This window comes from Rhizobium sp. YS-1r (assembly GCF_000757525.1).
Classification (GTDB): Bacteria; Pseudomonadota; Alphaproteobacteria; order Rhizobiales; family Rhizobiaceae; genus Neorhizobium; species Neorhizobium petrolearium.
Genome location: NZ_JPYQ01000011.1, coordinates 1 through 22,221 on the forward strand (window position 1 = coordinate 1; position 22,221 = coordinate 22,221).

Genomic DNA, 22,221 nt, shown 5'->3' on the forward strand with positions numbered 1-22,221 from the left:
AAACTGTGTCCGGAGATTACCGGAAATCCTGTCCGGACTTTTCCGAAACCCGCAGGCATGGCCAGGAACGGTCACAACATCATCGCAACCTGCCAGGTTTCGCCGCTGGTGACCTATCTTCGCGAAGAGGTCGAGAGGCTTGATCTCGGGAAGCGAATCCGTGTGGAGCGTCTCGATCTGACGGACCCATACGACATCAAGCAGGCTCAGACCTGGGACTTCGACGTTCTCTGGAACAATGCGGGGCAGGGCGAGCCGGGTCCTGTCTGGGAAATCCCCGTGGACATCGTCCGCCGCAACTTCGAGACAAATGTCTTCCTTCCGCTGACGCTCACACAGGGCGTCATCCAGCGTTGGATTCGCGAGGGCAAGCACCACGGGAAGAAGGTGGTCTTCACGTCGTCGATGGGCGGCCTGTTCACCCCGGCAAACTGGGGCACCTATGTCTCGACGAAGCATGCGCTGGAGTCCATTGCTGAAGCCCTGCAGCAGGAACTCGCCGCCTACGGCATCAAGATCCAGACCATCAATCCCGGTGCCTATTATACTGGGTATAACGAGACGATGGCCGACAATCCGTTCCGCTGGATGGACGACAGCAAGAACTTCACGAAGCGTGCCGATCTCCGGAAGGGCTTCGATGACTTCTTCGCGACCCCGGAAGGGAAGATGGATCCCACCGAGATGATCAATCGCATGATTGAGATCGTTCCGGCCGATACCGGCAAGTTCCGCAATGTCTGCCCGAAGGTCATCGAGGACATGTTGAAGGATCATCAGCTCAAAGCCTGGGAAGCCCAGATTTAAAATTTGGCGGCGTTGCCCCGCCGCTCTCCTCCGCCGTCGGGACGGCCCGGCGGCACTCAACTCGATTCAAGGAGTCCAGAGATGAGCAACAGCAAACTATCGGTGGCAACCCTGCCAAGGATCGCTTTCGCGGCCTGTGTTTGGGTGTTCACGGCGGTCAGTGGCGTGGCCGCTGCAGATGAGGCCTCCAACAAGGCGACAGTACTGAAGGCCTTCGACGCGTGGGCTGCGGGCACCGGTAGCCCGTATGATCTTCTTGCTGACAACGTGACATGGACGATCACGGGGAATTCGGCTGCGTCCAAGTCCTATGGCAGCCGCGATGCCTTCATCAACGAGGTGATCAAGCCGTTCAATGCGCGCATGAGTGTTGGTCTCAAGCCGACGATCCGCAACATGTATGCAGACGGCGATACCGTCATCGTCTTCTTCGATGCCGCTGGAACAGCGAAGGACGGCCAGCCATACATGAACACGTACGCGTGGTTCCTGGACCTTGATGGCGGCAGGATCGTGAAGGCTTCGGCATTCTTCGACAGCATCGCATTCAACAAGCTCTGGGAGCTTCCGGCGGCTGGTGAGTAAACGCAGTCACTGCAAAAGGAGATCGAGATGAAGACCTGGTTCATAACCGGAGCGTCGCGCGGTTTTGGCGCCCGCATTGCGCAGCTTGCTCTCGATCGGGGCGATAATGTCGTCGCGACAGCGCGCAACGTGGGGCCGATAAAGGAAAACCTAGGCGATCGGCCGAACCTTCTTGCGGCGGCACTCGACGTGGCGAACGAACAGCAAGCCCGAGATGCAGCTCGGCAGGCAGTCGAGCGCTTCGGCTCCATTGATGTCCTGCTGAACAATGCGGGCTTCGGCCTCATCGGGGCAGTCGAGGAGGCAACGGCCGAAGAGATTGAACGCCTCTATCGGACCAATGTGTTCGGTCTGCTGACCGTGACGCGAGCGGTGCTGCCGCAGATGCGGGCACAGCGATCAGGTCGGCTCCTGAACATCTCGTCGATCGGCGGCTATCGTGCAGGCCCAGGCTTCGGTGTCTACTGCTCGACGAAGTTCGCCGTCGAAGGGCTGTCGGAGGCGCTCCATGCAGAACTGGCACCCCTCGGGATCCATGTGACCGTGATCGAGCCAGGATACTTCAGGACCGACTTCCTCGACTCCAGCTCGTTGTCGGTGAGCGGAAATCGCATAGCCGATTACGATGGCACGGCTGGAGCGGTCCGCGAGCACGCATCTGCCATGAACCACAACCAGCCGGGCGATCCCGAGGAGTTCGCTCGACAGCTCGTCGCGTTCGCAGATGTAGCCGACCCGCCAGTCAGAGTGCCATTCGGAAGCGATACTGTCGCGGCCATCGAGGCCAAGCACGCCTCGGACGCGGAAACAATCAGGAAATGGAGGCAGGTTTCACTCTCGACGGACTACTGACACGTTGAAACGAGTGGTCAAGTCGTAAGCGCACGCCACGAGGCATGCGCGGCAGACGAGATTGCACTTGGAGACAGCGAGGAAGCCTATCTGATCGCCTCCGGCGACGCGGAGGGTGACGCTGCGATACAAAGGTTTGAAATCGGAGCAGTTCGATGGCAGTTGAATCTCACGGACCGGACCTCCTGCCAGTCATCGCGCTACTCGGCGCGGGGGTTGTTGCGGCCACAGTCTTCAAGCGATCTGGACTTGGCTCCGTCCTGGGTTATCTCGCCGCGGGCGTCGTCATCGGTCCATTCGGGCTTCGGGTATTTCAAGAGCCGGCATCCATTCTCCATTTCGCTGAGCTGGGCGTCGTAATGTTTCTCTTCCTGATCGGCCTTGAGATGAGGCCTTCACGACTTTGGGGTTTGCGCAGGCAGATTTTTGGCCTGGGAGTCCTTCAGGTCGGCGTCTGCATTCTTTGTCTCACGGCAGTCGGTATGGCGACTGGTTTCCCGGTGGCGCCGTCCTTCGTTGCGGGGACGGGATTCGTGCTTACATCGACGGCAATTGTGATGCAGCTCCTTGAGGAGCGAGGTACGATCTCTACGCCACCTGGCCAGCGCATCGTAGCCATCCTGCTCCTTGAGGATTTAGCGATCGTACCGCTCCTCGCGTTGGTCGCCTTTCTGGCCCCCATCGTTCCTGGCACGACTTCGAGTGCTCAAGGAATCGACTGGATTGCAATAGGCGTGGGCGTCGCCGCGATAGCGGGAGTAGTAGTCTCCGGCCTGTATCTCCTAAACCCTCTCTTTGGGCTTATAGCCGGCGCACAGGCGCGTGAGGTTATGACGGCCGCAGCGTTGCTCGTCGTACTTGGCGCCGCTTATGTGATGCAGCTCGGCGGGCTTTCCATGGCGATGGGCGCGTTCCTCGCAGGCGTTCTCCTGTCCGAGTCAACTTTCCGGCACCAGCTTGAAGCCGATATCGAACCTTTTCGCGGCATCCTCCTGGGTCTCTACTTCCTCGCTGTCGGCATGTCTCTGGAGTTGGGTGTCGTGGCGGCCAACTGGGAGCTGATTGCGTTCTATGTGGTTGCATTCATGGTCGTGAAAGGGCTGGCCGTTTACGGCTGTGCTCGCCTCCTTAAAAGTACGCCCTGGGAAGCCGCCGAGCGAGCCGTTCTTATGGCCCAGGGTGGGGAATTTGCCTTCGTACTCTATGCGTCGGCTTTCTCCTTCGGGATCATCTCTTCCGACCAGAATGCTGTTCTGACAGCAATCGTCATCCTGTCGATGGTTCTCACGCCGCTTCTAGTCTCGGCCTTGAAGCGGTTCGAAGGAGCGAGTTCTTCACGGGTCGAAGGCTACGCAATTTCCGGCAATTTAAGAGGTACGGTTCTGATCATCGGCTTCGGCCGGGTCGGACAGATAGTCAGCCAGCTTCTGCTATCCCGAGGTCACGAGATTTCAATCATCGACACCGATGTTGAGATGATCAACATAGCTCGTGAATATCAGTTCGACGTCTACTACGGCGACGGCACACGTCTCGATATCCTTGAGACGGCGGGTGCTGGTGAAGCGAAGGTGATAGCTGTGTGTGTGGACAAAGGCGACGACGCCATTGCTATTGTACGCCTGCTCAAGGCTGAATTTCCTCTGACAACAATTGTCGCCCGTGCAACGGATCGGCGGCATGCACTCGACCTGGTCAGATCAGGTGCCGATGTCCAGATCCGAGAGACATTTGAGTCCGCGATGGCGCTGGGCAACAAGGCGCTTGAAATCCTTGGGGCGACGCCGGAAGAAATGTCGAATCTGGCGAAGGGATTTCGGGAGCGTGACGGCGCGCGGCTTGAACTCGAATTGACTGGAGGGATGTATGCTGGCCGCGAATTCTTCAGTGGAAGGACTCACGCATCGAAAATCACGGCGGAGATTGATGCTTCCGAGAAAATGCGGGACTTCAGGTCGACCCCGTAGAGCGAGTTGAGAATGTTCAATGCCTATAGACCTCGAAAAGGTTAGATCAGAGACACCGGGTGTCCGGAACCGAATCCACCTGAACAATGCTGGGGCAGCCCTGATGCCGCATCCGGTGCTCGAAGCCATGGTTGGCTACCTCAACCGGGAAGCGGAGATTGGTGGGTACGAGGCGGCCGGTGAAGCTGCTAGTGAGCTTGACGGCGTCTACGATGGCGTGGCACGCCTGCTTGGTTGCGGTCGGGATGAGATCGCCCTGACCGAGAATGCGACCGTCGCCTGGCAGCTCGCCTTCTATGCCCTCACGTTTCGGCCCGGAGACCGCATACTCACGGCGCGGGCCGAATATGCAGCAAACTACGTCGCCTTTCTGCAGATCGCGGAGCGCACCGGGGCGTCGATAGAAGTCATTCCGAGCGATGACGGCGGCGTCCTTGACCCGGCATGCCTTGAACAGATGCTCGACGAACGCGTGAAGCTAATCGCCATTACCTGGGTGCCAACGAACGGAGGGCTGCGCAATCCCGCGGCTGCCGTGGGTGCGATTGCACGTCGCCACGGTATAACTTATCTGCTCGACGCGTGCCAAGCTGTCGGACAGATGCCGACACGCGTCGAAGAGCTTGGCTGCGATATATTGACGGGAACAGGTCGCAAATTTCTTCGCGGCCCACGCGGAACCGGATTTCTCTATATCCGCAGAGAGCTCTTACTGACCCTGGAACCACCAATGATCGATCACTTCGCGGCCCCGTGGGTCGCTCCAGATCGCTATGAGCTACGGCGTGACGCGCGGCGGTTCGAGACGTGGGAGAACAACTACGCCGCTCGTCTGGGTCTCGGCCGCGCTTTGGATTACGCGCTGGAGCTGGGACTGCACGAAATTGAGAATCGATGCGGCAACTTATCGGAGAGGTTGCGCAATGGACTTCGGAACGTCGAGGGGGTCGCCGTCCATGATCTCGGGCCGAAGCCAGCGTCAATTGTGACGTTTTCCGCTCGCGATTATACCGCAGCGGATTTCAAGGCGTTGGCGTCGCGGTACGGCTTCAATGTAAGCGCCTCTGCCCCTTCGAGTACATTGCTCGACGCAGCAGCAAGAGGTCTGCCCGCTGTGGTTCGAGCCTCACCGCACTACTACAATACGGAATATGAAATCGATAGTTTCATCCGTTTCGTACGGGATAGTCGACGCAAATAGGCTGTTTCCCAGAGATTTGAGGAGCTGCGAGAGGCACGCTTTCAAGTGCCTACTGGGCAATATCTGGTCCGGTCTGCAACCGACATGAAGGCACAATGCGTTCGCGAGTGATGTCTCTTACGAAAGACCTTGTTGAAAGATGCTGGCGGGCCGAGATCGATGAAGGCCGCAACCCGGCGCTTACACCGATGACCGCCTTGGAATACGCGGGGCTTCGCGAGCGTCTTATCCTGGAGAGCGAACCCGATCCACTTTGGATATTTGCCTACGGCTCGCTTATTTGGAAGCCAATCTTTGAACCTGTTGAGCACCGTCGTGCGACGGCGCATGGCTGGCACCGCTCCTTTTGCCTTGAATTGCAGAATTGGCGAGGAACTCGGGCCCAGCCAGGCCTAATGATGGCATTGGACACAGGTGGTTCCTGCAATGGACTCGTCTACAGGGTTGTCGAAGCAGATCGCACGATGGCCATTCATGAACTTGTTGACCGGGAGATTGCATATCGGGAAGATACTCTTTCCGTTCGATGGCTTCGCGTTGACACGAAGGAAGGAGCGGTTCGTGCGTTGGTATTCTATGCGGCTCCTCGTGGCGTTGGCGTCGTCCGCCGCTTACCCCTCCAGCAGGTGGCGTGGACGTTGGCTAGAGCATGCGGCCACGCTGGTTCTGGGGCTGACTACCTTTTCCACACGGTATCTAAGCTTGAGGAAAATGGCATCCACGATAGAAACCTATGGCAACTCCAGGGGCTCGTGGCCACAGAGATTGCGAATATCTACCCCGTGGCAATGCGAAAGGACGATTGAGTTGGAAATCACGAATTTACGCCCGCCTTCACCGTTGCGTATTTGCCTGCTTCGGGGAAACTTAACCTAAGTCTTCCGATCAAAACTCGCCGGGGCTGCTGCCGACCATTTCCCATTCCGAGATCTCGCGCCCGGGCTTCTTCTTCAATTTTCGTATGGATCCAGCTCGTTGCACTCATATCAGGCTTGCCTGCAGTCCAGAGGCTCGCCTTGCCAGGCGACAGGAACAATCTATCCCGCTGGTTGCTGTGATGGCTGTCGTCCGGTCGTGGTTGAGCTCAATTCCGTTCCAGTGCATGTCTGGGGTATCACATGCCAACGGCATACAAGACGATCACTTGGTCATGTCGAAGGCCGCCCCCGAATGGTATCAGTACTACGGGGTGGAGTGGGACAATCATGCTCGTCTTTTCTATGCGATGCCGCCATCGGGACTCTATAGCGAGGGTTGACACTCGGTCCAGGAAATGGCGACAGTTCTGATCGGCACCTATGTCGGGCTAGCGCCACTCGCGTGAACGCACCGTCATCGGCCTCGCTCCACTGACAGCATAACCAGCGATCTCGTCTGCAGCTTGGCAGCTCTATTCGACATCAGCCAGATCAGCACGGCGACCGGGATGTTCATCTTTTCGACTTCGGCCGCACCGATCGTGTGAATTAGGTGTCCGGGGCCGATGCCAGCGACCGATGCAGAGAAAAACCCAAATGGTCAGGCGTCGGACGTGGACATTCTACTCGGCCTTTGATGCCGTCCGAATTGCCGTTTCTTCAGGCAAGTTGTAGAACGTTGTGAGATCGGGAGACTGGCATGTCAAACAGTGGATCGAACGATGCGGGCAAGACGGGTACGGTCGGACCTGATGGCGAATCCCGGCAACCTAGTGAAACGGTGGGCGAAGCGCTTTTGAAGGTCGGTTTCGAACCCTTGAAGGCGGGCCGCAAGATCGTGGGGCAAGGAAAACGGAGAGAGACCTTGAGAAAGTTTTCGAAGGGCTCGCACAAGTAAACGACCGCAACGAACGCGACTTCCCGGGCCTCAGTCCGTCAAATGCGCACGCCGACACGAAATTCAACAAAGCCTAGACATCAAATGGTGAAAGTGACTTCCGTGCCGTCGGGACGACGTCCGTCAACCCCAAGCCTCTGAAGCTCGTCGAGCGTTCTTGCTGCAGGAAGTAACCGCGTTCCTTGGAAGTACGCAGGGTAAAGCCTCACCTCTTTCGATTTCATCGAAATAAGAAGCGTGAAGGCTGAAGGGATTTCTACGATTTCAAGCTCGTGGATTTCCTGGCTACTTGAGACATCCGCCTCGGCGGCATCGAGCGCATCTCTATAGGCAAGCGCGAAGCTGCCGCGTCGAAACGAACTATAGGATCCATCTGCCCGGCTGCTGATGTCCAAGACACCGAATCCCTCGTCATCATGGACAAGGCACTGCCATCCCATCCTGTAAGGGGAGGCGAGGTCGGCTTCACAGTTCGGCAAAGCTCCAAGCACCCTCTTGGGGAATGGACCGATGTGGTGGTACTCGGTGTTCGCATGGTCTCGCCCAGGCAGGGCGGCCAAGATATCCATTGCTCGATTGAATTTTTCGCCGACGGAACTCGGTGCTTCAAGCATCGCGATCGTCATTTTATCTCTCCATGCCTCAAGTCCCTTATATCACTTCCACGGCGCACGAACATGGTACGTCTGAACCCATCGACCTCCGTATTCGAGGTAATCGTTTCGAAGCTCCCTCCCTGGTGCCGGGAAAGAATAATCAAAACACGGATCCCCTATCAGGAAGTGATCCTCTCCATTCTCGTCAAGCCAGCAGCCGTGGATCACGACTGCATGTCCTCCCGTCAACGGCCATTTGATCTGAACACAAACCGGGTTTCCCCTGTCCAGTTGCCGCATGGCTTGGCGAAGTTCGGCCGATCCAGGATAAGTCGAACTATCGCAACCCACTACACGAAGCCCCGTCAGCATCGTTTCCTCTCGATTCCACGACTCTTCGGACACCCATGGCTTCGGGAAGCCAAATGCTCGCCCGACGATCTCGTCCTGAGAAATATAATCGTCGGGCTCGTAGTATTGCGAAATGCTCGAAGCCGTCGCCGCCCAGCACCAGTTGCTCCGTTGCTGCATTTGCATCTCGAAGCTTAGGCGCAAGTGGTTTGGATATCTGACGCGCTCTGGATGTCGGTAGAGGCCGCTGATCCAATCGAACACCGATGTGACGATCCTGAATCCCTCACGCATTCTTCGCGAACCGGCTGTGCAAGTGGCCAGCTACTTGCCCGCCGCCCAGATCCAGAAACCCTCCGTCGATCAGCGTGACCACGTTCCGTACGGGAGCGACCGCTTGAAGAACCCTCTCGCTTCCACGAGGCGGGATATGAAGCGCGGAGAGTATGCTTCTGTCGTGTGCACCCGTGTCGATCGCTATCCGCCCGCGAATACGCTCCACCATCACCGATGTCGGCGTATGACCATGCACCACCGTCTTTCCGAACGATCCTGTGAAGCTTAGGAATGGTTCCCGGATCCACATCAGTTTGTACGGATCCTGCTGAGCAAGTGGCACACCCGGCTCGACGCCGGCGTGAACGAGAATGTGGTGATCAAGTTCAACGTACCGCTCGGCTGCACGGAGGATCGCCACGTGGTCGACATCGACCACGTCGAGGATTCGGTCGAGTGCGTCGGACAAATCGAAACCGTAGGAGGCGAGGGTGGCTGCGCCTCCCATCTTGGCGATCCAGTGCAGGAGAAGAGCCTGCTTCCGGAAAGGGTCGGTCTCGTCGAGGATGCGGAGGATGAAGGAATCGTGGTTGCCGAGAATGAGCCGCGAAGCTGGGATCTGCTTCAGTGTTTCAGCAACCAGGTTCATCGCCTGCCGGCTATCCGGGCCGCGGTCGACTATGTCGCCGAGGAACACGATCCGATAGACGATTCCAAGGCACTCCGCCTGCTTAGATATGCCGTCCAGCAGTGCCCGAAGTAGGTCCGCACGTCCGTGGACGTCGCCAATTGCGAAGGTGTGAACGCTGGTCATGTTGATGATGTCCCTATTTGAACCGGAGACATCGCATGCCGATAGTTGGCGAAAACTTTACGGGGCGGCGCCGGTGAGTTGCAGGGTTGATGGGAGGTGAATCCCCATGAACGCATTTTCATCTGAGCCTTCGGGAAGTCTTAGCAGCGTCCGGTTAGAACGAGGACGACCTAGAGACTCCGATGGTCGGAACCGACCGCTGCATGAGAGACGACGCTGGCATGGAACTGAATCTTGATGAACTGGAATCTGGCAGCTTCTGGGGACGCACGCACGCGGGCGGAATTTACACGGTGGGCGACAAATGGGTCTGCGCGGTTGGTGACCGGGACTGCGCCCAGGCGGTTGCGCAACTGCTCGAACCAGTTGGAGATCAGGGATGGACGGTCGTGCTCGAAAAGCGGTCACGCGACGACGACTATGCTTGGGGTCCGGCCGTGATCGGTGGCGGTCTCGACCTGAGCTATGGCGAGGCGGAGCAGGTCGCATACGCTTTCCAGACCGAAGGCGAAGTGGAGTTTGATTTTCATCGAGGGGTCGCCTTGAGCCTCTGGGGAGGCCTTGAGTTCGGTCAGATCACCGCAACACTCAGCGAACGTTACGACGACCGCCGATCGGTCCATTTCAAGAAGGAGGACGGTGGCTGGTTTGCAACGGGGAGCCGGGAACGGTGGGACGAGAAGGTCATCTGGTTCGTGGCCGAGCGAACTGGGGTGAGATTTCCGGAACAGGGATATGGAGATCTCGAAGCCGTGCGCGCGATGGCCTATGAATGGGTCGTCCAGCCTGCACTCAGCGAGGTGGAGCGTGATACTGCTTGGTGGCTCGGAAGGAGCACCAAAGACATCCTCGTCAGCAAGGTCACCTACTTCGGCGGGCCCTTAATCGGACGATGACGCAAACATCACCACACGTGTTCATCCGAACAAGAAGATGAACTGCCGGCGACGGACCCCGCGAACCGAAGCCTGTCGCCAGCAGCCGTGTACGAGCGCTCTAATGTCGCGTCGCCGATGACTTGAACACAATTTCCTGCTCAGCAGCGCAAAGCCTGCCTATGGTGCCGCCGATATGGTCGATGGCGGTCATGATACGAGGATCACGAAGGAGCGCCAGGTCACCACCCATTCCGTATTGGCGCAGAGAATCCGGGATCGGCCGTTCGAATGGCGCCCACCCCCAGGCTATGCGGCCCGCGCGGGTCATGGCGTCGCCGTACGAGTGGCGACCCTTGATTTGCCAGCCAGTCGCGTTGCACACCAGCACAATTCTCAGTTGGTCAAGGCCATCCTTCTTAGCGGCCCGGACATACATACCATCGAAGAACTCTTCGGGCCGCCTCTGAAGTCGCAAGCCTGCTTCCTCGCCGAAATGAACATAGAAATCCGGAGCCGGAATCATCGACTTCACCAGACCGCCAGCTTCCGGGATCAATGCGTCGCGGCCGGCGATCGTGTTCATGTCGAAGATGACGCTTCCTCCTCCTTCCCATGCCGCGTGGATCTTGTCCATGCCCCGCTTGCGGGCGAGAAGGTCTTTGAAGTTGGGTTCATGGCCGATCTGCATGTCCGCCAGCGCCGATGCCGCCTTCTTGAACGCCGGAGTGCCGAACCCGTGCCTTATGGCGAGTTCGCGCATGACGGCGTCGAGCTGATCCCGGGCGGTGTCGATCGCGTCCTTTAGGTGCCTGTAGCGGATGGGTTGGTACTGCTGCACTGCTAATCTCCTCTGGCGTTCAGAGGATAATGAGCGGTGATGTCGCATGGAAGAAGACCGACGCCTTCTGCCCTGTGTGCGTCGTACGTTCATCATGGCGGATAGGGCGAATGAGCTGCTAGATCCTGTGCCTAGTGAACTGCTGCTTTTGAAAGGAATGATGTGTGACAGAGGACGAATACTGCCGCCTGGTTGAACTATCCATGGAAACGATGATGAAGACCGGATTTCATTGGTTCCAGCATCAATTCATCGAGGTTCCTCACCATCTGTTTGCCGCCGGAATTCTGAGAGCTTGCGCCGACATCGACCGTGCCGCGCCGGGCATCGGAACGGAACTGCTGCGCGAACTATCCTCCATCGGCGGCCGGGATCGCCACGAGCCACACTACGAACAGCTCTTGCAGAAGCTCAGCGAGATACTCGTGATAGAGCGGATAGTCTCCGCCTCCTGGCCCGAGGGGACGATATTCGAGCATGAACCATCGGCGGTGCCTGGCGGTCCGAGGCCAGAGCTTCTCGTAACGACAGCCACAAATAGGCTCGTTGTCGAGGTCAAGACTCCCTCACTGTTGCAACATATCCGAAACCGCGCAGAGAACCGGACGCAGTTGCCATACCGTGGAGGATTGTCAGGCGAATTGGCAGCAGCTTCTACGGAAGGAGCGGTGACTCTCCCGAGAGACAATCCAATCCTTGACTTCCTCAAGGACGCGGAGAGGAAGTTTGCGGGGTTTCGCGCTGATCCAAACACTGCAAGCCTACTGGTGATCGTATGGGACGATCACATCTACGAACCGATCTCGACACTCGTGAACCAGGGCACCGGGCTGCTCACGCCGAACTCCTTTGCGAAGCGTCCGGACGGCCAAGCGCTGACTTTTCCGAACATTGATTGCGTGGTGGCGATCCGCCACATGCATTACTTCATCGCTGCATCCCGCGACGAATCGATGGGTGGACGAGCACACGCCATGGACTTTGGGATCGATGGCGATGTCCCGAACGTCCGGTTTGACCTGGAAAACGGCCAAGTAGTGCCGCAACTTGTCTTGGAGCGTCTCCGGGCAATCTCCCACGACGATCCGGGGCTGAAGTTTTTTGCCGAGTACAATCCTCAGGATCTCGTGATCTGGGTGCCGCATTCCAGCTCGCGAGCGTGATCGAATCCTAGCAACCGTTCTGCGCACGGATGGCTTGGATAAAATCGCGGCCGCCGCGCTTCACCGTAGTGATCACTGCGGAACCGTCGCAGGCCTGCTTCCCGTTGCGGAACCGATATCGGACGGCGAAACGGCTGTCGCCGGTCCTGTGGATGTCGACAAGCGTGATCGGCTCGGACAGTGAACCATAGAAGCCAGTCAGTGCCTGCGCACTGAACGCTCCCTTCCTGGTCTTCTCCGGAACGACGAAAGTCGACGCGAGCTTCCCGTCGCCGGAATGCAGGGCGGCATAGAAGGCTTCGATCGTTGTTGCCGCGGTTCCATAGCTTTCAGTGATATCCCGACTGGAGGAGATGGCTTTCACCCATGCGAGGAGAGGGCGGTGGTGATGAGCCGTCATCGCGGGCATCGGGTTGAGGACGTCGACAAAGACTTCCGCGTCCCGAAGTCTGGCCATGTCCTTTTCGGTCGTCTCGTTTGGAACGAGTTGCACCTCGTCGAACATGTACTTTGGATCGGCGAAGTCATCGCCCGTTATGCATATCGGTTCGTCAAGCTTGAGGACATAGCCGGGTTCGGGAGTGTCGCCTTTCTGGACGTCTTCAAAATTCGGAGGTCCTGGGAAAATGCGATGGCTGAGATGGCCGCTGAGTTCGGAAGGCTCGTTCTTCGAGACGTCGTAACATGCGGCGACCGCGGACGGGGCGCTAGCCAGGGCCACGGCGGCCGAGCAGAACAAGGTATACATCTTCATCCATTTGCCCTCGGTTTCGCCGCCGACGTTAGATCGATTTCGCAGGACGTGCCCGTAAACGCCGAGAATTTTCTTGAGTCCTTGGGTGGCTTCGATCAGCCATTGAATGGGCCGAGGTTGAGGATATGATGACGGAGTTTGTCGCATGCTGGCGCCATGAGAGAGGCCGCGTCCTCACCACTCTCGAACCGATACGGGATCGTTGTGATTCCGCTCAAGTCGCTTGGAAGTTTGACCTTTTCCTTACGAGGCTCCATTAGGATCGCACGCTGTCGACCCAGCCTGCCCATAAATAGACCCAGCTCAAAAACGACATTATCTCGGGGGCTCGGCCAATCCGTGTCCTTACTTTGTGTTTGGTCATCGGCATGAGCGATAGCCACAGCGAAATCGGAATCATCCACTTTCGCTTCCAAGTCTTGGAGGGTGTAGTTCATCACCCGGAAGGTGCCGTCGGTCCACAGCGTTGTATGGAAAGGGTCATATTCAAACGCATTTTGAACCATTCGAGCCACGGGCAGAGCCTCCTTCGAGGAGATTATGAAGACGCGGATCCTCTCACGATAGATACCGACATGCTTGTTTCTTTCGAGAAGGCGCCGGGAAAGGGATCTTGCGATCTCCCGGTACATGAATGGGTACGTCTTCGCGAGCGTCGCGAATTGCTGCGCGCTCAGCTTGCCGACGATGGAGGCTTCCTCGGCGATCACGGTAGCGGAGCGACGCTGTGTCGGTTCGATTGCTGCCATCTCGCCAATATGATCGCCGCGACCGCGCAGCCCATGGCGACGACCGTTGATGTGTATGCTAAATGACCCCGAGATGATGAAGAAGATGTCGTCGTCCTCCCCATTCTGCTCAATGAGCGTTTCCCCGGTTTCGAGTTGCCGCAGCTCGATGAGTTCTGCGAGCTCGTCAGCGAGCTTGGCATCCCGGGCGACGATCGACTGCGATCCGAGTGCCTCGATCCTAAGGTCTTTTCCTGCATCTCCCTGAAAGCGCTCGAGCATTTTACTCACTATATCGATCTCCAATATGTCGTGGACCAGATCTCATCGTTGCTATGCTGCGGCCATTGCCATTTCTGCCACATATTCTCGCCATTCGGACCGTACTTCAGCGGATTGTTGAGACGGTCGTATACGCGTTTGGTGATGTAAGTGGGTCTATCCGCGTGCAGCGACGTGAGCTTTGCAGCCAGGTTCGCGGCATTGCCGATCCAAACGATGTCGTTGTCTCCGCGGACGCCAGTTCTGGCAGCCCTGATCTCCGATGTGTCGATACCAACGATGTGCCGGATTTTGAAATCTGTCGTCCACCGTTTGTTGAGTTCTGCTTGGACAATACTCTTGACCGCAAAGTTCAGCTCAAGTGCACACGACACTGCGTCGTTGCACTGGCTGGATGATATGAAAGTCCCCATGACGCGGTCGCCGTCGTACGATACGATCGAGCCTCCGCGGTTTCTAATCAAGCGCGAAGCCGCGTAGAGGAAGGTCTTGTAGACCTCGCCTGAAAACTGCCACTTCTTCGAAGCGACCAGATCCGTCGATCCATCGAGATCTGCGTAGAGAATGGTTGCCTGCTCAAAACAGACCGCATCGTTTGAGAGCTTCAAATCCTTAGGTTCAGGAACCGTAGCACCGTCACGGGTTGTCCATGCTGCTCCGAAGGTCGAGCTCGAGTTGTTTCGGATGTCGTCGGCTATCGCCATTGTGCGGCCTCGTCAGCAGGGGAACTGGGCGATAACCCAGCGAGCAATGAAGACGATTGGCGGCACGAGCATGCAACCGAAGGCAAGCAGGACCACGATGCCCGCCAGGGAAAACGTCCTGAACTTCCGATGTGCGATTGTCGCCTGGATCGCCGTCTGCACTGCAAGATCGCGAAGGTAGGTTGCTGTCGCGGATTCTCCTTCCTGAGGCATGTATTCCTTCTGCGCCATGGCCGGATAATCCTTGACCCCGCCCCTCACGATATCGCCGAAGTAGAGTAGGTTCACCACACCATCATCGCGCTTGTAAATATGGTCCAGGAATCGAGGAAGGAGTGACTTCAAACACAGGAAGGCAGCCAAGAAGAGCAGAGGGAGAGCGACTTCAAATGCATACTTGTAGCCGAAGGGCAGCTCGTCCGGGGACTTGAGAAGGTTGATGATGGCCCCGATCCACACAGACGAGAAGGTCAGTAGGGCGGCATTCTTTGTCTCTGCAAACTTGACGAAATCGATCATCCTGCCGTGGTTGGCAGACAATAGCTTTTCGTAGGCTTCGTGCTGGTCGTTTTTTGCCATCGATCAGTTCGTTCCGGTTTGTGTCTTCGCCAGCGGGCAGTCGTCCATCGTCCCACAGCAGACCTGGTCAACCGATCGCAGATAGTCGTAGAATTCCTTCTCGGACCTGCGCCATCCTTCGAGATTCAGCACAAGTTCGGCGAGTTGGCGCCCGTGATCACCACAGGAAGCAATAGGGAGGCGAAGGCTATCGGTTTCGTCGCACTTGCAGCGTTGTCGCACCGTCATTACCCGCTTCTCGTTCTGCAGCACGGTGAGCAGTCGGCGGCCGTCACGGACAAGAGCGATACGGCCCCGGCCGCGCCGCTTTACTCGAAGGCGGTCATCGCGCAGCGAAGCTAGGAACCGCTGGCCGAGCTCAGCGGCATTACCTTCCGCCAGCGCTTGGAAGCCTGCTGCGGTCGGGCCGTGTGCGCGGGCGTCGGACTTGCCCGGCCACCGCCGGAGAGCGGCTGCAGAACGCTGACGGAGCAGGAAGATGAGAACCTTGCCCCACCAGGCTTCGGCATCTTCGCTACTCTTGACCGATGATGGTTCGACCTCGCCCCAGTAAAGGCAAAACGAGCCATCGGTATTGATGTGACGCTCCGCGCAGAACGCCGGCAAGAGAATCGGGTACTGCTCCCGCACGGCGACGGTGTCGGCAATCCGGCTGACTTCAAGAATGAACTCCGGGACTGGAGCACCGGAGGGACTCGGAGGCCGAACACCATAAATGGCAACTCCGCCCGCTGATGAGATCAGGCGGGCATGGTGTTCGTGCGCTACGCTATTGAGGTGTTCGATCGGCAACAAATCGGTCTCAATCGAGCTTTGCGTATGGACGGAATGGCACTTCTGCCGCCTTTACGATGGCGGGACTGCTGGCCGCGTAGAGCGCCGCGCGGGCCACCTTTGCAACGGCGTTGTTCTCGGCCGCAAGGGATTCGAGAGCTACGTCATAGGTGAGGTTGGATACACGACGCGAGGAGCCGAAAAGCTTCCGGACAGAAGCCGGACCATCGTTGTATGCCGTCTCACCGATCGCAGTCTGGACACCGTTGCACCGCTTCTGTTCGTTCTCGGAATACAGAATGGATCGTCCGGTTGAGCAGCGAACCCTGCTACCCTGCATACCGAGTCGCGTGATGGATCCTGGGCCGAATTCGAAGCCGATTGCGAGACCAAGATCGTCGGTATCGACACCGTTGTCCTCAAGGCGTTCCAACGCAAGCTCGAAGCTGCTGCGGAGCCCGCCAACGCAGAGCACCGCCGTCGACACTGTTTCGTCGGTGTTCGTGGTGTGTGCAGTGCCTTCGAGAATATGACCGTGGATACAGTCGCCGATAAAGCGAATTCTGCGTCCGGAGAAATCGGAGCTCAGCACCCTGTCCAGTTCCGCACGAATGACATGGAGGCAGCGAACGACATCTTCGGGATCGTTATCGAGGTGGGAGTTGACGTAAGCCGTGAAATTATCAATGTCCGCATAGACGGAGATCATCTCCATGCGCCGAGAGTTGCCGGGCGTAAGCACGGTGATGTCCAAGTTCTTGAGCGGAGGCGTTGCGCGCGAGAACGAGAATGCCCCGATGGGATTGTTCTCGTTGTCCTTTCGCCAGTCGGCGACGATCTTGTCCTTGCTGAGACCCAGCTTGGCCTCGTCCTCGCAGTTCTGGATTTCTTCGTCAGTCAGTTTCGACTTCGCCGGATCGTCGGCCACATCCAGGTCGATGGCCTCGCGAGCCTCGTTGCTAAGGTAGATGCCGACGGCCTTGTTGTTGGAGGCGAGCTTGGCTGCAATGTTCGCCGGGCGTCCGAGGAACAGCGGCTCGCGGTTACCATTTCGGCCGTTGTTGACAGCGAGCGTCTTCCCGGTGTCGATGCCGACACGAACCTTGGCGTTCGGGATTTTCTCGTCGTCATCTCCCGTCTCCGCGAGAACGTCAGCAATCAGCTTGGCGATCGCGACAGCCCTGTTGACGCGGTCATCGGCGGCATTCTCGCCGTAGGGCTTTGTGACCACGGCATGAAGGCGCTGATTGTGGAAGTCGATCCTGATCGCGTCGGCATCGGCCAAGATCCTATGCACAGCTCGGTAGTGGAGATTCAGGAAGCGGAGCGCGCGCTTGTGGCACATCTCACCTTCAGAATCTGTCGACCACAGCATCTCTTCGAAATTCACGATCTCGACGTAGAGGTGAACGCCGTCAACCCGGTATGCCTTATTCGTTGGGATAGAGGACAATGAAGTGTCACGGGCGTAGTCAATCACCGTGACCTTTTCGACGTCTTTGATACGCGCGTCGATCGCTGCTTTTGCCCGGTCGTGCTTCCATGCGTTTGCCATTTCCATTCAACTCCGAACTAGGTGCATCGCGGGGCATCAGCCCAACCGACGCGATTGTTTCACTATTTGTTCCGTCTGGCATTTTCCGGGCACTGAGAAGTGCCCGGAAATTTCTGATCGCAGCAGCCTTGTCCCAGGGCTGTTAGTCGTCCGCCAAAAAGATCACTTTAGTGACATCAGAATGGCGCAGTGACAAACCTAGTGGCGCGGCACACTGGTTTCCAGTAGGTTTGATCAAGAGCACCCACTTGTAGCTCCGCACGTGTCGCATTTCTCGCAGGTGCCGTTTCTTACCATGGTGAAATTCTGGCACTCGGAGCACATGTTGCCCGTATATCCCTGGGCAATCGAGCGCATGCGGCGTTCGTTCTCCACCTTCTTGGCTTCGGTCTTCGCGGTTGTGGCTTCGTCGGCTGCTGCATCGGAGAAGAGGCCGGTGGTCGCCTGCTGTTCCTCTGCCAGTTCCTCGACGATCTCTTCGGCAAGCTCCCGGGCGCGTTCTTCGTAGTCTCGCTTGAAGGAAACCACTTCCGAAGTGGAGATGGCGACGGTCGGCTCCAGCTTGCGGGCCGCAGCGCCGGCAAAGGCAGTGACGGTCGCGCCGGCCGAAGCCCGCGCCGGCGCTGCGGTCGCGGCACCCTTGGCTTCGGAGGCGGCCGGGCGCTCGCCGCCGATCTTCGGCACCAGCGTGGGCTTGTAGCCGCGGGTCAGGCCCTTGGAGACGATGTCCGCCTTGCCTTCCGAGACACCCCGGCCGAGCGCGGTGTTGGAAAAGTCCGACGTGTCCACATGGGCGAGATCGTGGCGGCCGAGATAGGAAATCGCGAGTTCGCGGAACACGTAGTCGAGGATCGACGTGGCGTTCTTGATCGCGTCATTGCCCGTGACGATGCCGGCCGGCTCGAACTTCGTGAACGTGAAGGCGTCGACATATTCCTCGAGCGGCACGCCATATTGCAGGCCGAGCGAGACGGAGATCGCGAAATTGTTGATGAAGGCGCGCAGCGCCGAACCTTCCTTGTTCATGTCGAGGAAGATTTCGCCGAGACGCCCGTCGTCATATTCGCCGGTGCGCAGGAAGATCGTGTGGCCGCCGATCTTGGCCTTCTGGGTGTAACCCTTGCGGCGGGCGGGCAGCTTTTCCTGCGAGCGGACGACCTTTTCGATGATCCGCTCGACGATCTTCTCCGTGACCTGCACGGCCTGGGCGGCAGCCGGCTGGCTGAGCAGTTCCTCGATCGCGTCGTCCGCATCGTCCTCATCGATCAGCGACGAGTTGAGCGGCTGCGACAGCTTGGAACCGTCGCGGTAAAGCGCGTTCGCCTTCAATCCGAGCTTCCAGGACAGCATGTAGGCCGCGCCGCAGTCCGCGACGGTCGCGTCGTTTGGCATGTTGATCGTCTTGGAGATTGCACCCGAGATGAACGGCTGGGCGGCCGCCATCATGCGGATGTGGCTTTCGACCGAAAGGTAACGCTTGCCGATCTTGCCGCAGGGATTGGCGCAATCGAAGACCGGCAGATGCTCGGCTTTCAGGAACGGCGCGCCTTCCAGCGTCATCGCGCCGCAGACATGGATGTTGGCGGCCTCGATGTCCTTCTTCGCAAAACCGAGATGTTCGAGCAGGTTGAAGCTGACGTCGGAAAGCTGTGCGTCGGTGACCTTCAGCGTGTCTTTCAGGAAGTCGGCGCCGAGCGTCCACTGGTTGAAGACGAACTTGATGTCGAAGGCCTGCTTCAGCGCTGCATTGACCGCTTCGATCTTTTCCGCGGTGAAACCCTTCGCAGCAAGCGTGGAGGGGTTGATGGCGGGCGCCTGGTTCAGATTGCCGTGACCGACCGCATAGGCCTCGATCTCGGCGATCTGCGCTTCGGAATAGCCGAGCGTGCGCAGCGCCTCGGGTACTGCGCGGTTGATGATCTTCCAGTAGCCGCCGCCGGCGAGCTTCTTGAACTTGACGAGCGCGAAATCGGGCTCGATGCCGGTCGTGTCGCAATCCATGACGAGGCTGATCGTACCGGTCGGGGCGATGACCGAGACCTGCGCGTTGCGGTAGCCGTGCTTCTCGCCGAGTTCGAGCGCCTTGTCCCACGCGGCCTTGGCATGGGCCGCGAGGTCCTGGTCCGGGTTGTCGGAATGGACGAGCGCGACCGGGTTGACCGACAGCGCCTCATAACCGGAGGTCTCGCCATGGGCCGCGCGGCGATGGTTGCGGATGACGCGCAGCATGTTGTCGCGGTTCGGCGCAAAGTTCGGGAAGGGGCCGAGCTCGGCGGCCATTTCAGCCGACGTGGCGTAGGAAATGCCGGTCATGATCGCGGTGAGCGCGCCGGCGATGGCGCGGCCTTCCGCCGAGTCATAGGGAATGCCGGTGGACATCAAGAGGCCGCCGATATTCGCATAGCCGAGGCCGAGCGTGCGGTATTCGTAGGAGAGTTCGGCGATGCGCTTCGACGGGAACTGCGCCATCATGACGGAGATTTCGAGCACGATCGTCCAAAGACGCGTGGCATGTTCGTAATCGGCGATATTGATGCGCTTGGTGGAGGCATCCTTGAAGGCGAGCAGGTTCATCGAGGCGAGGTTGCAGGCCGTATCGTCGAGGAACATGTATTCCGAGCACGGGTTCGAGCCGCGGATCGGGCCGCCGGCCGGCGACGTGTGCCAGTCGTTCATCGTCGTGTTGAAGTGGATGCCCGGATCGGCGGACGCCCAGGCGGCATAGGAGATCTGCTCCCAGAGGTCCTTGGCCTTCAGCGTCTTCATCACCCGGCCGTCCTTGCGGGCGGTGAGGTTCCAGTCGCCGTCGTTTTCGACAGCGCGCAGGAAGTCATCCTTCAGCGAGACGGAGTTGTTGGAATTCTGGCCGGAGACGGTGAGATAGGCTTCCGAATCCCAGTCCGTGTCGTAGGTCTTGAACTCCATGTCCTTGTAGCCCTGGCGGGCGAACTGGATGACGCGGCCGATATAGTTTTCCGGAACCTGATCCTTCTTGGCGGCGCGGATCTCGCGCTTCAGCGCCGGGTTCTTCAACGGATCGAAGCAATCCTCGCCGGTGCCGCCTTCGCAATTGACGCAGGCCTTCATGATCGCCTTCAGATGCCTGGCGACGATCTTCGAGCCGGTGACCAGCGCCGCCACCTTCTGCTCTTCCTTGACCTTCCAGTTGATATATTCCTCGATATCCGGATGGTCGATGTCGACGACGACCATCTTGGCGGCGCGGCGCGTCGTGCCGCCCGACTTGATGGCGCCGGCGGCGCGGTCGCCGATCTTCAAAAAGCTCATCAGGCCGGAGGAGCGGCCGCCGCCGGAAAGCTTTTCGCCTTCGCCGCGCAGCATGGAGAAGTTGGAGCCGGTGCCGGAACCGTATTTGAAGAGGCGCGCCTCGCGGACCCACAGGTCCATGATGCCGCCTTCGTTGACGAGGTCGTCCTCGACAGATTGGATGAAGCAGGCATGCGGCTGCGGATGTTCATAGGCCGACTTCGACTTCGTCAGCTTGCCGGTGAACGGGTCGACGTAGAAATGGCCCTGGCCGGGGCCGTCGATGCCATAGGCCCAGAAAAGGCCGGTGTTGAACCACTGCGGGGAGTTCGGCGCGACGCGCTGGGTGGCGAGCATGTAGGCAAGCTCGTCCATGAAGGCGCTCGCATCTTCCTCCGACGAGAAATAGCCGCCCTTCCAGCCCCAATAGGTCCACGTGCCGGCAAGACGGGAGAAAACCTGACGCGCATCGGTCTCGGAGCCGTACTGCTCGTCCTTCGGCAGCGCCTTCATCGCTTCCGTGTCGGGGACCGAACGCCAGAGGAACGAGGGAACATCGTTTTCCTCGACCTTTTTCAGGATCTTCGGGACGCCGGCCTTGCGGAAATATTTCTGCGCCAGAACGTCGGTCGCGACCTGGGAGAACTGCGCCGGCACGTCGATGTCGGCCGCCCTGAACACGATGGAACCGTCGGGATTCTTGATCTCGCTGACGGCCTTGCGGAATTCGATTTCCGCATAGGCGCCCTGGCCTGGCTTGGTGAAACGACGTTCGATGCGCATTGCCTTAATCCCTCGTCTGTTGGCCCTTGCTCAGGGGCGCAAATATCCGCTCCCGCTGCACGCCATCATGTACAGCCGGTTGAAATTCCATCCAGGTGAATCATCGTGGATGCTTACCTGTATATTGCGATGAATGCTGGCTGCAAACACTAAATATAGTATTAACAGGTTCTTTTGGCCAGTCCCAATCGCAGTTTTGGCGAGCAAATCCGGATGCGCACGAAAGCCCTCTGGCAGGCTGGCTCTTCACCGCCGATCTGCCATCCGTCGTTTCCGTCCAACTCGAAAAGGAACCGGCCTCGTTATCCCCGGTCCAGTCGCCGCCGCAACATGAGGAACACTGTCGGACGACGCGAGAGATTCGTCAAGGCGTAGATTGCTACGGTTTTATAACCACAAGATATTGTGCTTTGCTGCTGTGGATAACGGGGAGAAAAAATAATCGAGGAATCTCAAGGTATTGCGAGGATGGCTTGAAGCTTGCGCAACGGCGTCCGGCGAATTTTTTCACGCTCGGACGCTTCGCGGGCCCGCGGCTGAGCCGGATTTGCAGGAATCCGGCGTACCATATTGAGGCATCTGGGAGATTTTGCACCCACTAGAGCGTCGGGCGATTAATATGCAACGCATCCGGCTTGCCGAAAATAGTTCC

General features: G+C 58.4%; 20 protein-coding genes and 1 pseudogene. 9 read left to right on the plus strand and 12 right to left on the minus strand.

Features of this window, described 5'->3' with window-relative positions; all coding sequences use genetic code 11:
* Positions 1–3: 3 nt before the first annotated feature.
* The 6 genes from JL39_RS11030 (at position 4) to JL39_RS11055 (ending at position 6,218) form a co-directional block, all read left to right on the plus strand.
* Complete coding sequence (locus JL39_RS11030; protein WP_152601105.1) at positions 4–807, plus strand: SDR family oxidoreductase; 804 nt, start codon at positions 4–6, stop codon at positions 805–807.
* A gap of 81 nt (positions 808–888) precedes the next feature.
* The gene (locus JL39_RS11035; protein ID WP_037149891.1) at positions 889–1,392 is read left to right on the plus strand and encodes a nuclear transport factor 2 family protein; all 504 of its coding nucleotides are present in this window, start codon (positions 889–891) and stop codon (positions 1,390–1,392) included.
* A gap of 27 nt (positions 1,393–1,419) precedes the next feature.
* Positions 1,420–2,244: an oxidoreductase gene (locus JL39_RS11040; RefSeq protein ID WP_037149894.1), complete on the plus strand. Its 825-nt coding sequence runs from the start codon at positions 1,420–1,422 to the stop codon at positions 2,242–2,244.
* 155 nt (positions 2,245–2,399) lie between these two features.
* Positions 2,400–4,211 carry a monovalent cation:proton antiporter-2 (CPA2) family protein gene (locus JL39_RS11045; protein WP_037149897.1) on the plus strand — a complete coding sequence of 604 codons (1,812 nt, stop codon included), beginning with the start codon at positions 2,400–2,402 and terminating at the stop codon, positions 4,209–4,211.
* Positions 4,212–4,230: 19 nt separating this feature from the next.
* Positions 4,231–5,412, plus strand: a complete 1,182-nt coding sequence (locus JL39_RS11050) for an aminotransferase class V-fold PLP-dependent enzyme (RefSeq protein WP_037149900.1) — start codon at positions 4,231–4,233, stop codon at positions 5,410–5,412.
* A 95-nt stretch (positions 5,413–5,507) separates the two neighbouring features.
* Positions 5,508–6,218, plus strand: coding sequence for a gamma-glutamylcyclotransferase (locus JL39_RS11055; RefSeq protein WP_037149903.1), 711 nt, complete (start codon positions 5,508–5,510; stop codon positions 6,216–6,218).
* Positions 6,219–6,810: 592 nt separating this feature from the next.
* On the opposite strand, the pseudogene JL39_RS32480 reads toward JL39_RS11055, so the two are convergent.
* Positions 6,811–6,934 (minus strand): annotated as a pseudogene (locus JL39_RS32480) (arsenical-resistance protein); the annotation flags it as partial.
* Between the two features lie 95 nt (positions 6,935–7,029).
* On the opposite strand from JL39_RS32480, the gene JL39_RS11065 reads away from it, so the two are divergent.
* Positions 7,030–7,227, plus strand: a complete 198-nt coding sequence (locus JL39_RS11065; protein WP_037149906.1) for a hypothetical protein — start codon at positions 7,030–7,032, stop codon at positions 7,225–7,227.
* A gap of 80 nt (positions 7,228–7,307) precedes the next feature.
* Here JL39_RS11065 and JL39_RS11070 read toward each other — a convergent pair whose 3' ends face one another.
* Genes JL39_RS11070 through JL39_RS11080 form a run of 3 tightly spaced genes read right to left on the minus strand, consistent with a single transcriptional unit; the run spans position 7,308 to position 9,264 of the window.
* Positions 7,308–7,853 carry a hypothetical protein gene (locus JL39_RS11070; protein WP_037149908.1) on the minus strand — a complete coding sequence of 182 codons (546 nt, stop codon included), beginning with the start codon at positions 7,851–7,853 and terminating at the stop codon, positions 7,308–7,310.
* 30 nt (positions 7,854–7,883) lie between these two features.
* Positions 7,884–8,468, minus strand: a complete 585-nt coding sequence (locus tag JL39_RS11075) for a papain-like cysteine protease family protein (RefSeq protein WP_037149910.1) — start codon at positions 8,466–8,468, stop codon at positions 7,884–7,886.
* Positions 8,461–9,264 carry a metallophosphoesterase gene (locus JL39_RS11080; protein WP_052182816.1) on the minus strand — a complete coding sequence of 268 codons (804 nt, stop codon included), beginning with the start codon at positions 9,262–9,264 and terminating at the stop codon, positions 8,461–8,463. Before JL39_RS11080 ends, JL39_RS11075 begins: the two co-directional genes overlap by 8 nt.
* 221 nt (positions 9,265–9,485) lie before the next feature.
* Between JL39_RS11080 and JL39_RS11085 the strand changes: the two genes are divergently transcribed.
* Positions 9,486–10,160: a hypothetical protein gene (locus JL39_RS11085; RefSeq protein WP_152601103.1), complete on the plus strand. Its 675-nt coding sequence runs from the start codon at positions 9,486–9,488 to the stop codon at positions 10,158–10,160.
* A gap of 100 nt (positions 10,161–10,260) precedes the next feature.
* Here JL39_RS11085 and JL39_RS11090 read toward each other — a convergent pair whose 3' ends face one another.
* On the minus strand, positions 10,261–10,980 hold the full coding sequence (locus tag JL39_RS11090) for a hypothetical protein (RefSeq protein WP_037149915.1): 720 nt from the start codon (positions 10,978–10,980) through the stop codon (positions 10,261–10,263).
* A 164-nt stretch (positions 10,981–11,144) separates the two neighbouring features.
* Here JL39_RS11090 and JL39_RS11095 point away from each other — a divergent pair, with 164 nt between their 5' ends.
* Positions 11,145–12,143, plus strand: a complete 999-nt coding sequence (locus JL39_RS11095; RefSeq protein ID WP_152601104.1) for a hypothetical protein — start codon at positions 11,145–11,147, stop codon at positions 12,141–12,143.
* A 7-nt stretch (positions 12,144–12,150) separates the two neighbouring features.
* On the opposite strand, the gene JL39_RS11100 is transcribed toward JL39_RS11095, so the two are convergent.
* The 7 genes from JL39_RS11100 to JL39_RS11130 form a co-directional block, all read right to left on the minus strand.
* Positions 12,151–12,897 (minus strand): hypothetical protein, encoded by a 747-nt coding sequence (locus JL39_RS11100; RefSeq protein ID WP_037149920.1) that lies wholly within the window; start codon positions 12,895–12,897, stop codon positions 12,151–12,153.
* 95 nt (positions 12,898–12,992) lie between these two features.
* Positions 12,993–13,907, minus strand: a complete 915-nt coding sequence (locus JL39_RS11105) for a TIR domain-containing protein (RefSeq protein WP_037149936.1) — start codon at positions 13,905–13,907, stop codon at positions 12,993–12,995.
* An 8-nt stretch (positions 13,908–13,915) separates the two neighbouring features.
* Positions 13,916–14,611 carry an adenylate/guanylate cyclase domain-containing protein gene (locus JL39_RS11110; RefSeq protein ID WP_037149923.1) on the minus strand — a complete coding sequence of 232 codons (696 nt, stop codon included), beginning with the start codon at positions 14,609–14,611 and terminating at the stop codon, positions 13,916–13,918.
* A 12-nt stretch (positions 14,612–14,623) separates the two neighbouring features.
* Entirely contained in the window at positions 14,624–15,190 is a 567-nt protein-coding gene (locus JL39_RS11115) for a Pycsar system effector family protein (protein WP_037149926.1), read from the minus strand.
* A 3-nt stretch (positions 15,191–15,193) separates the two neighbouring features.
* Complete coding sequence (locus tag JL39_RS11120) at positions 15,194–15,985, minus strand: E2 domain-associated cysteine-rich protein (RefSeq protein ID WP_052182817.1); 792 nt, start codon at positions 15,983–15,985, stop codon at positions 15,194–15,196.
* A 7-nt stretch (positions 15,986–15,992) separates the two neighbouring features.
* On the minus strand, positions 15,993–17,525 hold the full coding sequence (locus JL39_RS11125; RefSeq protein ID WP_244446873.1) for an adenylate/guanylate cyclase domain-containing protein: 1,533 nt from the start codon (positions 17,523–17,525) through the stop codon (positions 15,993–15,995).
* Positions 17,526–17,753: 228 nt separating this feature from the next.
* On the minus strand, positions 17,754–21,569 hold the full coding sequence (locus JL39_RS11130; protein ID WP_037149930.1) for a vitamin B12-dependent ribonucleotide reductase: 3,816 nt from the start codon (positions 21,567–21,569) through the stop codon (positions 17,754–17,756).
* Positions 21,570–22,221 lie beyond the last annotated feature (652 nt).